This window comes from Pseudomonas sp. SYWMCR5 (assembly GCF_057197165.1).
The window spans coordinates 1,215,919-1,231,122 of sequence record NZ_JBXUNH010000001.1 but is presented as its reverse complement, the minus strand read 5'-3'; the positions used below and the strand labels follow the sequence as shown (position 1 = coordinate 1,231,122).

At 65.5% G+C, this 15,204-nt stretch carries 12 protein-coding genes and 1 pseudogene; 11 read left to right on the top strand and 2 right to left on the bottom strand.

The window, feature by feature from the left end:
- Positions 1 to 463: 463 nt before the first annotated feature.
- The gene (locus AC2CGW_RS05665) at positions 464 to 1,678 is read right to left on the bottom strand and encodes a cation:dicarboxylate symporter family transporter (protein WP_484573655.1); all 1,215 of its coding nucleotides are present in this window, start codon (positions 1,676 to 1,678) and stop codon (positions 464 to 466) included.
- 102 nt (positions 1,679 to 1,780) lie between these two features.
- On the opposite strand from AC2CGW_RS05665, the gene AC2CGW_RS05660 reads away from it, so the two are divergent.
- The 11 genes and pseudogenes from AC2CGW_RS05660 to AC2CGW_RS05610 all read left to right on the top strand — a co-directional run bounded on the left by AC2CGW_RS05660 (position 1,781) and on the right by AC2CGW_RS05610 (position 14,498).
- A complete protein-coding gene (locus tag AC2CGW_RS05660) occupies positions 1,781 to 2,728 on the top strand; it encodes a LysR family transcriptional regulator (RefSeq protein ID WP_186711892.1) in 948 nt (315 codons plus the stop codon).
- A 208-nt stretch (positions 2,729 to 2,936) separates the two neighbouring features.
- Entirely contained in the window at positions 2,937 to 4,460 is a 1,524-nt protein-coding gene (locus tag AC2CGW_RS05655) for an MFS transporter (protein ID WP_484573654.1), read from the top strand.
- Positions 4,461 to 4,555: 95 nt separating this feature from the next.
- A pseudogene (locus tag AC2CGW_RS05650) lies at positions 4,556 to 5,092 on the top strand (MCP four helix bundle domain-containing protein); the annotation flags it as partial.
- A gap of 66 nt (positions 5,093 to 5,158) precedes the next feature.
- Positions 5,159 to 6,220, top strand: a complete 1,062-nt coding sequence (locus AC2CGW_RS05645; protein WP_484573692.1) for a methyl-accepting chemotaxis protein — start codon at positions 5,159 to 5,161, stop codon at positions 6,218 to 6,220.
- 172 nt (positions 6,221 to 6,392) lie between these two features.
- The gene (locus AC2CGW_RS05640) at positions 6,393 to 7,304 is read left to right on the top strand and encodes a LysR family transcriptional regulator (RefSeq protein ID WP_186670355.1); all 912 of its coding nucleotides are present in this window, start codon (positions 6,393 to 6,395) and stop codon (positions 7,302 to 7,304) included.
- Positions 7,305 to 7,435: 131 nt separating this feature from the next.
- Positions 7,436 to 8,893 carry a gamma-aminobutyraldehyde dehydrogenase gene (locus AC2CGW_RS05635; RefSeq protein ID WP_238343440.1) on the top strand — a complete coding sequence of 486 codons (1,458 nt, stop codon included), beginning with the start codon at positions 7,436 to 7,438 and terminating at the stop codon, positions 8,891 to 8,893.
- A gap of 83 nt (positions 8,894 to 8,976) precedes the next feature.
- A complete protein-coding gene (ydcS, locus tag AC2CGW_RS05630; RefSeq protein ID WP_186670359.1) occupies positions 8,977 to 10,122 on the top strand; it encodes a putative ABC transporter substrate-binding protein YdcS in 1,146 nt (381 codons plus the stop codon).
- A gap of 142 nt (positions 10,123 to 10,264) precedes the next feature.
- Positions 10,265 to 11,290 (top strand): ABC transporter ATP-binding protein, encoded by a 1,026-nt coding sequence (locus AC2CGW_RS05625; RefSeq protein WP_288374902.1) that lies wholly within the window; start codon positions 10,265 to 10,267, stop codon positions 11,288 to 11,290.
- 1 nt (position 11,291) lies between these two features.
- Positions 11,292 to 12,242, top strand: a complete 951-nt coding sequence (locus tag AC2CGW_RS05620; RefSeq protein ID WP_186670363.1) for an ABC transporter permease — start codon at positions 11,292 to 11,294, stop codon at positions 12,240 to 12,242.
- Positions 12,232 to 13,038 (top strand): ABC transporter permease, encoded by an 807-nt coding sequence (locus AC2CGW_RS05615; RefSeq protein WP_186711580.1) that lies wholly within the window; start codon positions 12,232 to 12,234, stop codon positions 13,036 to 13,038. The genes AC2CGW_RS05620 and AC2CGW_RS05615 overlap by 11 nt, the downstream gene beginning before the upstream one ends.
- A gap of 35 nt (positions 13,039 to 13,073) precedes the next feature.
- Positions 13,074 to 14,498, top strand: coding sequence for a gamma-aminobutyraldehyde dehydrogenase (locus AC2CGW_RS05610; protein ID WP_186670367.1), 1,425 nt, complete (start codon positions 13,074 to 13,076; stop codon positions 14,496 to 14,498).
- A gap of 132 nt (positions 14,499 to 14,630) precedes the next feature.
- Here the strand turns inward: AC2CGW_RS05610 and AC2CGW_RS05605 are convergent, their stop codons facing one another.
- A complete protein-coding gene (locus AC2CGW_RS05605; protein ID WP_484573653.1) occupies positions 14,631 to 15,092 on the bottom strand; it encodes a hypothetical protein in 462 nt (153 codons plus the stop codon).
- Positions 15,093 to 15,204: the final 112 nt, after the last annotated feature.

The following is a 15,204-nucleotide window of genomic DNA, read 5'->3' as shown; positions in this document are numbered from 1 at the left end:
AATACTGAGTAACGCTGTTATGGCAGCTGTGCGTGGGCAGGCTTTTGCTCTGTGTTGGTCCGGTCTCTCACCCCACCACAGCTGCCACCCTGGGGAAAGGTGATGTCCCCAGGCCTCAGAAAATTCCGAATCTCGCCGGCACCGCTTCAGTTCAAGGTGTTTGTGTAGAGGCTGACAGGTGCTTGCCGAAAGCTTTTCAGCGCCTATGAGATCGAGCGCCGCCCGCGCGGCGCTCGATCTCGTAGGCGCTGAAAAGCTTCAGGCAAGCACCTGTCAGCCCTCACGCAATCACATGCGAACACCTTGAAAGGGATGGGTGTGAGAACCCGCTATCCATTTGCAGTTCAACGGCTGCCATGGCAGCTGTGCGTGGGCAGGCTTGCGCCTGGCCGGCTGATTGATCTCTATGGACCGGCCTCTCACCCCACGTAACAGCTGCCACCCATTTGACAGCGAGCTTGTCCTAGCCCAACACCTCGCGCAATCTCGCCCGATCCACCTTCCCGTGCCACCAGGCAATCGCCAGGCACGCCACGCAATTGCCCACCACATTGGTCACCGACCGGCATTTCATCAGCCGCTCCACGCCAATCAGCAAGCCAATGCTCTCCAGCGGCACGATGTCCAGCACGCTCAAGGTCGCCGCCAGGGTGACGAAGGCCGAGCCAGCCACGCTGGTCGAGCCGAGCGAGGTGAACAGGCTGACCAGCACGATGGTCGCCAGCAGCGAGGGCGTCAGGTCGATATGCCCAAGCTGTGCGAGAAACAGCACCGCAACCATCAGGTACAGGCTCGAGCCGTTGAGGTTGAAGCTGTAGCCGGCAGTGAGGGTCAGGCGCAGGGGCTGGCTGTCGCAACCGGCCGCTTCGAGCTTTTCCACCAGACGCGGCAGGGCGGCCACCGACGAGCCGGTCGAGATCACCAGCAACAGTTCTTCCTTGATGTAGCCCACCAGCCGCGCCAGGCGACAGCCGAGCAGACGCATCACCAGCAGCGGCACCAGCAGCAGGTAGGCCAGGCACGCGGCGTAGGCGGCAATGACGAACTTGGCCAGGGGAATGGCGGCGTCCAGGCCGTACTTGCCGATGATGAAGGCGATGGCACCAAACGCCGCCAGCGGCGCGAAGCTGACGATCAGGCGCATGATGCGGAACATCCAGGCCATGGTCCGGTCGAGCTGGCGGGCCAGGCGTCGGCCGGTTTCGCCGCTGCGCCCTAGCAGCAGGCCGCACACCAGTGCGGCCAGCAGCACCTTGAGGATGGGGCTTTCTTCCAGCGAGTCGAGCAGCAGGGTGGGCAGGCGCGAGAGCATCGGGCCGTCACCGGCCAGCAGCGGCACCGACCACACGTGGCTGGAGCTTTCCAGGCCGGCGCCGGGGCGCAGCAGCAGGGCGACCACCAGGCCGATCAGCAAGGATAGCAACGACATCAGTTGCCAGTAGGCCATGGCCTTGAGGCCCAGGCGCGCCGTCGAGCGGTAGTCGCTCAGGGCGGCGGTGCTGGAGCAGACCAGGATGAACATCACCACCGGGGCGCAGACGCCGATGATGGAGATGAACAGGTCGCTGAGCGGCTTCATCTGCACCGCCAGGTCCGGCTGCCAGACACCCAGCAGCGCACCGGCCAGCAGGGCGAGCAGGAGCAAGGCAAGATCGGAGCGGGGACGGTTGCGGATCATCGGCGGTTTTGTTGTTTTTTTGATTTTGCCGATTCTAGCGTGAATGGTGCGAGGACTGCGCATGCGCCACAATGCCCCTCGCCACCCGCCCCCGGAGCCTGCATGGAACTTCGTCACCTTCGTTACTTCGTCATGGTCGCCCAGGAAAAGCACTTCACCCGTGCCGCCGCGCGGCTGAACATGCAGCAGCCGCCGCTCAGCCAGCAGATCCGCGCACTGGAGCAGGAGCTGGGATTCGACCTGTTCATCCGCCATGCCAAGGGTGTCGACCTGACCGCTGGCGGCGAGGTCTTCCTTCAAGAGGCGCTGGACATCCTGCAACGGGTCGAGAACGGTGCGCAGAAGGCCGCGCGCACGGCCAAGGGCATCGAAGGCAATCTCAAGGTCGGCTTCACCAGCTCGGCAGCGTCTCATCCACTGATCCCCCGCATCATCCGGCGTTACCGAGATCTCTACCCGGACGTCGATATCGCCCTGCACGAAGGCAACGCCCGCGAGCTGACCGACGAGGTGAGCGACGACAGCGTCGATATCGGAATCCTTCGCGCGCCGGTCGATCGCCCACGGGGCATCGCCTATCACCGGTTGCTCAACGAAGAGCTGGTGCTGACCCTGCCGGTCGGTCATCGCCTGCTCGACAGCGGTGCGGCCATTGCCCTCAAGGACCTGGCCGACGAGCCGTTCATCCTGGTGCGCCGTCCGGGGGCGCCGGGGATGTACGCCAATTTGCTGCAGGCCTGTCGTAATGCGGGATTCGAGCCGAAGGTGGCGTTCGAGGTCGAGCGCATGCTGACCAACGTCAGCCTGGTGGCCGCCGGTGCCGGGGTGTCGGTGGTGCCGACTTCGATGCGCGGCTTTCACGAACACAGCGTGGCCTACCGGCCAATCCGCGACGCCCGGCCACGGCTGGCGGCGCCCATTACCTTGCTGTGCCGGCAGGACAACCCGTCGCCGCAGGCGGTGAATTTCGTGGCGTTGGCGCGGGAGCTGGGCAGCGAGTTGCGCCGTGAACGGCGGGAAGCCAGTGGTGGTGCGTTAGCTACAGGCTAATGACAAAGCGGCGCCCGGCTAACAAGGGCTGGGCGTTGGGAGGGTAGGGTGGTGGCAACACTGCAAGGCCTGTGGCGAAGTGATTTTGGCCGACAGGCTTGTGGTGGCTGTTCCGGCCTCATCGCGGGACAAGTCGCAGCGGCGGTTCGCCGCTGCGACTTGTCCCGCGATGAGGCCCTGAAGATCACCCCCCTTCGGGAGCCTCACCATGTCATCCGCCCGCTTCACCCTGTTCACCGCCTCGGCGGTGTGCGCGCTGATCATCCTCGACACCAATATCGTCGCAGTCAGCCTGCCCAGCATCGCCCGCGACCTGTCCGGTTCGTTCGCCGACATCGAATGGGTGGTCAGCGCCTACCTGCTGGCCTTCGCCGCCGCCCTGCTACCGGCCGGCAGCCTGGCCGACCGCTTTGGCCGGCGGCGCATGCTGCAACTGGGCCTGGGGGTGTTCGGCCTGGCCTCGCTGGCCTGCGGCGCCGCGCCGACACTGATGTTTCTCGACCTCGCCCGGGCCGCCAAGGGCCTTGGTGCGGCGCTGCTGCTCACCGCCGCGCTGGCGGCCATCGGTCACCGTTTCCACGAGCCCGAGGAGCGCATGCGCGCCTGGGCATTCTGGGGCGCGTGCATGGGTGCGACCATCACCTTCGCACCGCTGCTTGGCGGCCTGATCGCCAGCACCCTGGGTTGGCGCTGGATCTTCTACATCAACCTGCCGCTGGTGGTGGTGCTGGCGGTGATGGTCCGGCGCAGCGTCGAGGAATCGCGCGACAGCGCCGCCGCCCGCCTGGATCCGTTCGGCAGCCTGACCTTCGCGGGTGCGCTGGGCTACCTGATCTGGGCGCTGATCGATGCCAACCGCGTCGGCTGGGACAGCGCGCCCACCCTCGGTCGCCTGGTGATCGCGGCGTTCCTGTTCTTCCTCTTCGTGCTGGTCGAACGTAACCAGTCGCGGCCGATGATCGACCTGCAACTGATGCGCAGCGGGCGCTTCATCGGCGCTCTGCTCGGCATGTTCGCCTATGCCGCCTGCGCCCAGGTGATGATGACCTTGCTGCCGCTGTACCTGCAGAACGGCCTGCAGCTCCCGGCGCTGGCTGCAGGCGCAGGCATGCTGCCGTTCGCCCTGGCGATGCTGCTGACACCCCGCCTGGGCATGCGCCTGTCGGCGCGGCTCGGCTCGGCGCGGATCTTCGCCCTCGGCCTGTTGCTGGTGGGGGTGGGCAACCTGCTGTGCGCCGTGGCCGCCGCCCAGGGCGGTTATGCCGCCTTCGCCCTGGCCAGCCTGGTGCTTGGTGCCGGGGCTGGGCTGCTCAATGGCGATACGCAGAAGAACATCATGGCCTGCGTACCGCGCGAGCGCACCGGCATGGCCTCGGGGTTGAGCACCACCACACGCTTCGGCGCGATCGTGCTGGCCATCGGTGTGCTGGGCGGGATCCTGGCCAGCCGCAGTGGGCAGTTGCTGCGTGAGGCGGTGGCGGGGGTGGCGCCGGGGCAACTGGACAAGGTCGGCGACATGGCGACCCGGGTCGCGGCGGGCGATCTGTCGGCGGCGCTGGCGGTGGTCGATCCGGGTCTGCGCGACACCCTGGCGCCGCTGGCGCGCCAGGCCTTCGTCGGCGGTTTCGAAGCGGTGCTGACCAGTGCGGGCGTGGCGGCGCTGGTGTTCGCCGTGGTGGTCGGGCTTCTGCTGAACCGACCACTCCCCGTGCCAGTCACGCAGCCGGCCTGATGATTTAATTTCATGGTCGCTATCAATCAACGCGATTAGAAGGCTTCACATTCTCTGGGTATAAAGCATGCAAAAAATGATGGCAAAAAGCTTTTATGCACTCGGGGGAGGACACCATGTTCAGAGGAATCAGCATCACCATGAGGTTGGCGCTGGGGTTTGCATTGGTCGTTGGGTTGATGCTGGTCATCACCGCCATCGGCGTGCACCGGGTGGGCGGGATCGACGCGCTGCTCACCGAGGTCAGCGGCAACACCACGGTCAAGCAGCGCTATGCGATCAACCTGCGCGGCAGCGTGCATGACCGCGCCATCGCCATCCGCGATGCCGTGCTGACCCACGATGACGGCCAGCTTTCGGGCTTCCTCCAGGACATCAAGCGCCTGGACGACTTCTACCAGACTTCCGCAGTGCCGCTGGCCAAGTTGCTCGGCGAGCCCCAGGCCGGCGCCGACGAGCAACGCCTGCAGCAGCAGATCCAGGGTATCGAGCGTACCGCCCAGGCCGCCACCGCACAGCTGCTGGAACTGCGCCACAAGGGTGACTTCGAGCAGGCCCAGGCGCTGTTGCTGGCCCAGGTCGCGCCGGCATACAAGGAATGGCTGCGCAGCATCAACGCCTTCATCGACCTGCAGGAAAAGGACGTGGTGCGCGACATCGGCATCGTGCGTGACAGCGCTTCGGGCTTTGCCGGGTTGATGCTCTGGGCGGCGGCCCTGGCTGCACTGCTCAGCGTCGGCGCCTCGCTGCTGATCATCCGCAGCATTCGCTCGACCCTGGGCGCCGAGCCCGAAGAAGTGGCGCAATTGCTGCGTGGCCTGGCCCGTGGCGAGATCGACCAGAGTGTGCGCAGCCAGCACCCGGACAGCGTGATGGGCGCACTGGGCACCACCAACCGTCACCTCACCGAGATCATCGCCCAGGTCAACCAGGTAGCGACCGACCTGGTTGCCTCGTCCAGCCGCATGAGCCAGGGTGCTGCCGCCAACCAAGGGCGCATGCAGCAGCAGAGCGACGATACCCAGCACATGGCCAGCGCCGTGTCTCAGCTGGTGGCCGCCATCAACGAGATCGCCGGTTACGCCGCTGCAGCCGCACGGGCCTCCGAGGCGGCCGACCAGGAGGTGGACGCTGGCAAGACCGTGGTCGAAGGCACCGCCAGCTCCATGCACGAACTGGCCCAGGTACTGGAGTCGGCCACCGAGGCGGTGTTGCAGGTCGCCTCTGACAGCCAGGCCATCGAGAGCATCATCGAGGTGATCAACTCCATCGCCGAGCGCACCAACCTGCTGGCGCTCAATGCCGCGATCGAGGCCGCACGTGCCGGCGAGTTCGGCCGGGGCTTCGCTGTGGTCGCCGACGAGGTGCGCTCGCTGGCCAACCGCACCCAGGAGTCGACGCGCGAGATTCGCGGCATGATCGGCAAGCTGCAGGAGGGAGCCGGCAAGACTGCACAGATCGTCGGCGACAGCCGCGAACTGGCGCAGGACACGGTGGAACGTACCCAGGTCGCGCAGCGTTCGTTGAACGAGATCCGTCGCGAGGTGGCAGCGATCAGCCAGATGAACAACCAGATCGCCGCGGCGTCGTCGCAGCAGGATGTGGCGGCGAGCATGCTCAGCCAGGACATCAATCGCATCCACGCCTCCTCGCGTGATGCCCATGCAGGTTCGACGCGCCTGGCCGGAGACAGCCAGGAACTGCTGGAACTGGCGGATGCGCTGGGCAGCCGGATGGGCTTCTTCAAGACTGCCGGGTAGTTCCGCCAGGCCTGGCCTCTTCGCGGGTAAACCCGCTCCTACAGGGATCGCTGTGGGAGCGGGTTTACCCGCGAAAAGGCCAACACCGCCCTCAACCCTGTTCGATAAAAAAGAACGCTCACCCACCCCTTCGATAAACCATACTGCGGAAAAAACAACAGGTCTTTTCCGCATGATGACCCTGCGCCAGATCCGCCACTTCATCGCCGTTGCCGAAACCGGCTCGATCTCCGCCGCCGCGCAGGCGGTGTTCATCTCCCAGTCGACCCTCACCCAGGCGATCCAGCAACTGGAAGACGAAATCGGCGTGACCCTGTTCACCCGCCACGCCAAAGGCATGAGCCTGACCCACCAGGGGCACCAGTTCCTGCGCCAGGCGCACCTGATCCTGGCCACTGTGGAAAACGCCAAGCGCAGCCTGCAGCAGAGCACCGACCAGGTCGATGGCCTGCTCACCATCGGCGTCACCAGCCTGGTCGCCGGCTATTACCTGGCCGACCTGATCACCCGCTTCCAGCACGCCTACCCCAACGTACAAACCCGCGTGGTGGAGGACGAACGCCCCTACATCGAGCACCTGTTGGTGGCCGGCGAGATCGATGTCGGCGTGCTGATCCTGTCCAACCTCGAAGACCGCCACGCCCTGCAGACCGAAGTGCTCACCCACTCTCCGCACCGCCTGTGGCTGCCGCCACGCCATCCGCTGCTCGAACGCGACAGCATCAGCCTGGCCGATGTGGCAGGTGAGCCGCTGATCCAGCTCAACGCCGATGAAATGGGCCTGCACACCCAGCGCATCTGGAGTCGTGCGGGGCTTACGCCCAAGGTCACCTTGCGCACCGCGTCGGTGGAAGCGGTGCGCAGCCTGGTGGCGGCGGGGCTCGGGCTGTCGATCCAGGCCGACATGACCTACCGCCCCTGGTCGCTCGAAGGCGACATCATCGAAGCCCGCCCGCTGGTCGACCTCAACGAGACCCTCGACGTGGGCCTGGCCTGGCGCCGGGGCACGGCGCGCACGCCGCTGGTGGACCCGTTCCTGACATTGGCCAGGGGGCAGGGCAGCCAGCGCAAGGTATCGATTTAACCGAACGAGACTTTCAATATTTAGAATTTGTGAAGCTGGCTGTCGGGCCCTAGTCTCGTTTCAAGTGGACGCGCCCGACCCACCGCGGAGGCGCCATGCACGACGACACGAAAAAAAGAAGAAGTCCGAAAATGCCCACCAGTCTTCCGCTGTACAGCGCGCAGTTGATCGATGGCCACCTGGTTGCTGGGGAAGGGCTGGTCGAGCCCATCGTCAACCCGGCGACCGGCGAGTTGCTGCTGAATGTCGGCGAGGCTTCCCTCGAACAGCTTGAGCGCGCAGTACAGGCGGCCCAGCGCGCTTTTGCCGGCTGGTCGCGCACCACCCCTGCACAACGCGCCGCCACCTTGCTGGCCATCGCCGACGCCATCGACGCCAATGCCGACCTGCTTGCCCGTCTCGAGGCACTGAACTGCGGCAAGCCCCTGCACCTGGCGCGCCAGGACGATATTCCCGCCACTGCCGATGTGTTCCGCTTCTTTGCCGGTGCCGTGCGCTGCCAGCAGGGCCAACTCACTGGCGAGTACGTCGCCGGGCACACCAGCATGGTGCGCCGCGACCCGGTGGGTGTCGTCGCATCGATTGCGCCGTGGAACTACCCACTCATGATGGCCGCCTGGAAGATCGCCCCGGCCCTGGCCGCAGGCAACACCTTGGTGTTCAAACCCTCCGAACACACGCCGCTGTCGATCCTGGCGCTGGCGCCGCTGCTGGCCGATATCCTGCCGGCGGGCGTGCTGAACATCGTCTGCGGTGGCGGCGAGGCGGTCGGCAGCCATCTGGTCGGCCACCCCAAGGTGCGCATGGTGTCGCTGACCGGCGATATCGTCACCGGCCAGAAGATCCTGCAGGCCGCTTCACGCACGCTCAAGCGCACCCATCTGGAACTCGGCGGCAAGGCTCCGGTGATCGTCTGCGACGATGCCGACCTGGAGGCCGTGGTGCAGGGCATTCGCACCCATGGTTACTACAACGCCGGGCAAGACTGCACCGCCGCCTGCCGCATCTATGCCCAGGCCGGCATCCACGACCGGCTGGTGGCTGCGCTGGGCGATGCGGTGGGCAATATCCGCTTTGCCCGCAAGAAAGACGTCGACAACGAGATCGGCCCGCTGATCAGCGCCCGCCAGCGCGACCGCGTGGCCAGCTTCGTCGAGCGCGCCCTGGGCCAGCCACACATCGAACGGGTGACCGGTGCCGCCGTGCATTCGGGCCCCGGTTTCTACTACCAGCCGACGCTGCTCGCCGGCTGCCGCCAGCAGGACGAAATCGTCCAGCGCGAAGTGTTCGGGCCGGTGGTCACAGTGACCCGCTTCGAACAGTTGTCCCAGGCGCTGGACTGGGCCAACGACTCCGAGTACGGCCTGGCCTCTTCGGTGTGGACGCAGAACCTCGACAAGGCCTTCCAGATCGCCAACCGCCTGCAATACGGCTGCACCTGGATCAACACCCATTTCATGCTGGCCAGCGAGATGCCCCATGGCGGGCTCAAGCGCTCCGGCTATGGCAAGGACCTGTCCAGCGACTCGCTGCAGGACTACAGCGTGGTGCGCCACATCATGGCGCGTCACGGCGAGCTGCTCGACTGACACAAGAATCCGCTGGCGCCGCCAGGGACGTTGTTCGCTTGATACTGCCCCGACAATAGAAAGAACAATTTGGGAGATGAACGATGTACAAGACAGCGTTGCTCAGCGGGCTCGCCACCGCGCTCCTGGCCAGTGGCAGCCTCCAGGCCGCCGAAGCCCTGAAGGAAGTCGGCAAGGGCGAGGGCCAGCTCGATATCGTCGCCTGGCCGGGTTATATCGAACGTGGCGAGTCGGACAAGGCCTATGACTGGGTCAGCAAGTTCGAGCAAGACACAGGCTGCAAGGTCAACGTCAAGACCGCTGCCACCTCCGACGAGATGGTCAGCCTGATGGCCAAGGGGGGCTACGACCTGGTCACCGCGTCGGGGGATGCCTCGCTGCGATTGATCTACGGCAAGCGTGTACAGCCGATCGATCCGAAGCTGATCCCCAACTGGAAGAACCTCGACCCGCGCCTGCACGACGCGCCGTGGTACACCGTCGATGGCAAGACCTACGGCACCCCCTATCAGTGGGGCCCGAACCTGCTGATGTACAGCACCAAGGTATTCCCCACCGCACCGGACAGCTGGAAAGCCGTATTCGAGGCCGAAAACCTGCCCGACGGCAAGCCGAACAAGGGCCGTGTGCAGGCCTACGACGGCCCGATCTACATCGCCGACGCCGCGCTCTACCTCAAGGCGACCCAGCCGGCGCTGGGCATCAGCGATCCGTACCAGCTCGACGAGAAGCAGTACGCCGCCGTGCTCGACCTGCTGCGCAAGCAACACGCCTTGATTCACCGCTACTGGCATGACACCACGGTGCAGATGAGCGACTTCAAGAACGAAGGCGTCGCCGCCTCCAGCGCCTGGCCGTACCAGGCCAACGCGCTCAAGGCCGAGGGCCAGCCGATCGCCACGGTGTTCCCGAAGGAGGGCGTCACCGGGTGGGCCGACACCACCATGCTGCATGTCGATGCCAAGCACCCCAACTGCGCCTACAAGTGGATGGACTGGTCGCTGCAGGCCAAGGTGCAGGGCGATGTGGCGGCCTGGTTCGGCTCGTTGCCGGCGGTGCCGCAGGGCTGCAAGGCCAGCGAGTTGCTCGGCGCCGAGGGTTGCAAGACCAATGGCTTCGACCAGTTCGACAAGATCGCCTTCTGGAAGACCCCGCAGGCCGAGGGTGGCAAGTTCGTGCCCTATAGCCGCTGGACCCAGGACTACATCGCGATCATGGGCGGGCGCTAGGCCTGGCGTTTGCCTGGGCCGGCCTCATCGCGGGGCAAGCCCGCTCCCACAGGATACTTTGCAGCCCTGTGGGAGCGGGCTTGTCCCGCGATGAGGCCGGCAGCGACACCACAAAACCACCCTTCACCCCGGAGCCTCCACCATGCCCCCAGCCGTCCAGTTCACCCAGGTCTCCCGTCAGTTCGGCGAGGTGAAGGCCGTCGACCAGGTGTCGATCGACATCCAGGACGGCGAATTCTTTTCCATGCTCGGCCCTTCGGGCTCGGGCAAGACCACCTGCCTGCGCCTGATCGCAGGTTTCGAGCAGCCCAGCGCCGGCTCCATCCGCATCCATGGCCTCGAAGCCGCTGGCCTGCCGCCCTATCAGCGTGACGTCAACACGGTGTTCCAGGACTACGCGCTGTTCCCGCACATGAACGTGCTGGACAACGTCGCCTATGGCCTGAAGGTCAAGGGCGTGGCCCGCACCGAGCGTTTGCGGCGCGCCGAGCAGGCGCTGGAGATGGTCGCCCTCGGCGGCTATGGCTCGCGCAAGCCGGTGCAGCTTTCCGGTGGCCAGCGCCAGCGCGTGGCCCTGGCCCGCGCGCTGGTCAATCGCCCGCGCGTGCTGCTGCTCGACGAGCCGCTGGGCGCGCTCGACCTCAAGCTGCGCGAGCAGATGCAGGGCGAACTCAAGCGCCTGCAACGGCAACTGGGCATCACCTTCATCTTCGTCACCCACGACCAGAGCGAAGCGCTGTCGATGTCCGACCGTGTCGCGGTATTCAACAAAGGGCGCATCGAGCAGGTCGATACCCCGCGCAACCTGTACATGAAACCGGCCACCGCCTTCGTCGCCGAATTCGTCGGCACCTCCAACGTGCTGCGCGGCGAGCTCGCCAGCCAACTGGTCGGCGATGCCCGGCCGTTCTCCATTCGTCCCGAACACATCCGCTTCGCCTTGGGCGAACGGGGAGCCAGCGAAGTGGAAGTCAGCGGCCTGCTGCACGATATCCAGTACCAGGGCGCCGCAACCCGCTACGAGATCCGCCTGGACAACGGCCAGCACCTGAGCCTGAGCCAGGCCAACAGCCAGTGGGGCGACGGCCCGGCCAGCCACCAGCCGGGCCAGCGTGTCACCGCCCGCTGGGCACGCGAGGCCATGGTGGCGCTGAGCGAGGGCGTGTGAGATGAGCCTGACCCTCGATGCCACGGCGCCGGAAGCCCGTCACGGCGCCCTGCGCGGGCTGTCCAACCTGCTCTACCGCAAGCCGACGCTGTACCTGTCGCTGCTGCTGGTGCCGCCGCTGCTGTGGTTCGGCGCGATCTACCTGGGCTCGTTGCTGACCCTGTTGTGGCAGGGCTTCTACACCTTCGACGATTTCACCATGACGGTGACGCCGAGCCTGACCTGGGCCAACTTCGCCGCGCTGTTCACCCCGGCCAACTTCGACATCATCCAGCGCACCGTGCTGATGGCCGTGGCGGTGTCCATCGCCAGTGCTGCGCTGGCGTTCCCCATCGCCTACTACATGGCGCGCTACACCAGCGGCAAGACCAAGGCGTTCTTCTACATCGCGGTGATGCTGCCGATGTGGGCCAGCTACATCGTCAAGGCCTACGCCTGGACCCTGCTGCTGGCCAAGGGCGGGGTGGCCATGTGGTTCGTCCAGCACCTGGGCCTGGAGCCGTTGCTGAACCTGCTGCTGAGCGTGCCCGGGGTGGGCGGCAACACCTTGTCGACTTCGAACCTGGGGCGCTTCCTGGTATTCGTCTACATCTGGCTGCCGTTCATGATCCTGCCGATCCAGGCGTCGCTGGAGCGCCTGCCGCCGTCGTTGCTGCAAGCCTCGGCCGACCTGGGGGCGCAGCCGCGCCAGACTTTCATGCAGGTGATCCTGCCGCTGTCGGTGCCCGGCATCGCCGCGGGCTCGATCTTCACCTTCAGCCTCACGCTGGGCGACTTCATCGTGCCGTCGCTGGTCGGGCCGCCTGGCTACTTCATCGGCGGCATGGTCTACGCCCAGCAGGGTGCCATCGGCAACATGCCCATGGCTGCGGCCTTCACCCTGGTGCCGATCGTGCTGATCGCCGTCTACCTGTCCATCGTCAAACGCCTGGGGGCCTTCGATGCACTCTGAAAAAGCGTCCTGGGGCCTGAAGCTTGCGGCCTGGGGAGGGCTGGTGTTCCTGCACTTCCCGATCCTGATCATCTTCCTGTACGCCTTCAACACCGAAGACGCTGCGTTCAGCTTTCCGCCGCAGGGCTTCACCCTGCACTGGTTCAGCGTGGCCTTCGCCCGTCAGGACGTGCTCGATGCCGTGACCCTGTCGGTGAAGATCGCCGCCCTCGCCACGCTGATCGCCATGGTGCTGGGCACGCTGGCGGCGGCTGCGTTGTACCGGCGTGATTTCTTCGGCAAGGAAAGCATCTCGCTGATGCTGATCCTGCCGATCGCCTTGCCCGGCATCATCACCGGCATTGCGTTGCTGTCGGCGTTCAAGACCCTGGGCATCGAGCCTGGCTTCATGACCATCGTCGTCGGGCACGCGACCTTCTGCGTGGTGATCGTCTACAACAACGTCATCGCCCGCTTCAGGCGCACTTCGCATAGCCTGATCGAAGCCTCGATGGACCTGGGCGCCGACGGCTGGCAGACCTTCCGCTACGTGATCCTGCCCAACCTCGGCTCGGCGCTGCTGGCCGGCGGCATGCTGGCATTCGCCCTGTCGTTCGACGAAATCATCGTCACCACCTTCACCGCCGGTCACGAACGCACCTTGCCGATCTGGCTGCTCAACCAGCTCGGTCGCCCGCGCGACGTACCGGTGACCAATGTGGTGGCGATGCTGGTGATGCTGGTGACCATGCTGCCGATCCTGGGCGCCTACTACCTGACCAAAGGTGGCGAAGGCGTTGCCGGCAGCGGCAAGTGAACACGCGAACAAGAACCTGAGAAAAGGAGCGCTTCATGCAAACCAAACTGCTGATCAACGGCCAACTGGTCGCCGGTGAAGGCGAGTCGCTCGCCGTGCTCAATCCGGCGCTTGGCACCACGCTGGTGGAGATTGCCGAAGCCACGCCGGCCCAGGTCGACACCGCCGTGCGTGCAGCCGACGCGGCGTTCGAAGGCTGGTCCCAGACCGCCCCCAAGGATCGCTCGCTGCTGTTGCTCAAGCTGGCCGATGCCATCGATGCGCACGCCGAGGAACTGGCGCGGCTGGAGTCGAACAACTGTGGCAAACCCTACCAGGCTGCGCTGAACGACGAGTTGCCGGCAGTGGCCGATGTGTTCCGTTTCTTCGCCGGCGCCAGCCGTGTGCTGCAAGGCTCGGCGGCGGGTGAGTACCTGCCGGGGCACACCTCGATGATCCGCCGCGACCCGGTGGGTGTTGTGGCTTCGATCGCGCCCTGGAACTACCCGCTGATGATGGCCGCCTGGAAGCTCGGCCCGGCCCTGGCGGCGGGCAATACCGTGGTGCTCAAGCCGTCCGAGCAGACGCCGCTGACTGCCCTGCGCCTGGGCGAGCTGATCGCGGGCATCTTCCCGGCGGGCGTGGTCAACCTGGTGTTCGGCCGGGGCCCGAGCGTAGGCGAGCCGCTCACCACCCATCCCAAGGTGCGCATGGTCTCGCTGACAGGCTCCGTGGCCACTGGCAGCCGCATCATCGCCGGCACCGCCGACACCGTGAAGCGCATGCACATGGAGCTGGGCGGCAAGGCACCGGTGATCATCTTCGACGATGCCGACATCGATGCCGCGGTCGAAGGTATCCGCGCGTTCGGCTTCTACAACGCCGGGCAGGATTGCACGGCAGCCTGCCGGCTGTATGTGCAGAAGGGCGTGTACCAGGCGTTCGTCGACAAGCTCACGGCTGCGGTGGCGAGCATTCGTCTTGGCGAGCAGGACGATCCCGAGACCGAACTGGGGCCGTTGATCACCCAACAGCACCTGGAGCGCGTCAGCGGTTTCGTCGAGCGGGCGCGGCAGGTGCCGCATATCCAGGTCACCACGGGCGGCAAGCGTGCCGACCGGGCGGGGTTCTTCTTCGAGCCGACGGTATTGGCGGGCGCGCAGCAGGACGATGAAGTGGTGCGGCGCGAGATCTTCGGGCCGGTGGTGTCGGTGACCGAGTTCACTGACGAGGCCCAGGCGCTGGAGTGGGCCAACGACTCGGACTACGGGCTGGCGTCGTCGGTGTGGACCCAGGACGTTGGCCGCGCGCACCGGCTGGCGGCGCGCTTGCAGTATGGCTGCACCTGGGTGAACACCCATTTCATGCTGGTCAGCGAGATGCCCCATGGCGGTGTGAAGCTGTCCGGGTATGGCAAGGACATGTCGATGTATGGGCTGGAGGATTACACGGCCATTCGGCATGTGATGATCAAGCACTGATAGGCGATGGGGGCATCCCTGGGAGCCAGCCCAATCCCTGTGGGGGCGGGCTGGCTTTTAGAGTTTGAACAACACCGTTGTCCCCATACGGTACTGAGCGGCAGCAGGGGAGAACCCGCATACCGCCTTGAATCAGTTGCTCGGCCGCTGCTTGGTCGCATCCAGCTCGGCTTTCTTGCCTGTCGTCACTTCAGTGATCTTTGCCGAATTCTCGATCGCCAGGTCGAAGGTTTCCTGCATCTTGGCGATGGCGTCGGTCGGGGTGCCGGCCAGGCCGCCCTTGGCCGCCCAGTCGAAGTTCCACACCCCGGACAGGTTGTCGGCGCCGGGGACGTCATGGGTTTCGATGGCGGTGAACACATCCGGGTGGCGCTGCATGTATTTCGCCGCATCCGACACATTGGCCGGTACATTGCCGGACTTGTTGTCGGCCAGCTTGTCGAGTTCGTCCTTGGTGATGGCCGACTTGCCGGTCTGGCGCATGTAGTCGGCGATCACCTGGCTCGACTTGGCGGTGTCCAGGCGGTTGTCGAAGGCCGAGCTCGAGGCTTTTGGCGTGTTGGACCCGCCACCAGCGGGTGTGATGGTAGACATTGGCGCTGCTCCCGAAACGGAAATGAAGGGTCGTCTTGATGACGGCTCCGGACGGTAGCATGGGCAATTGGCTAGTACTGTGAGGCTTCACAACGATTCACAACAGCTCACA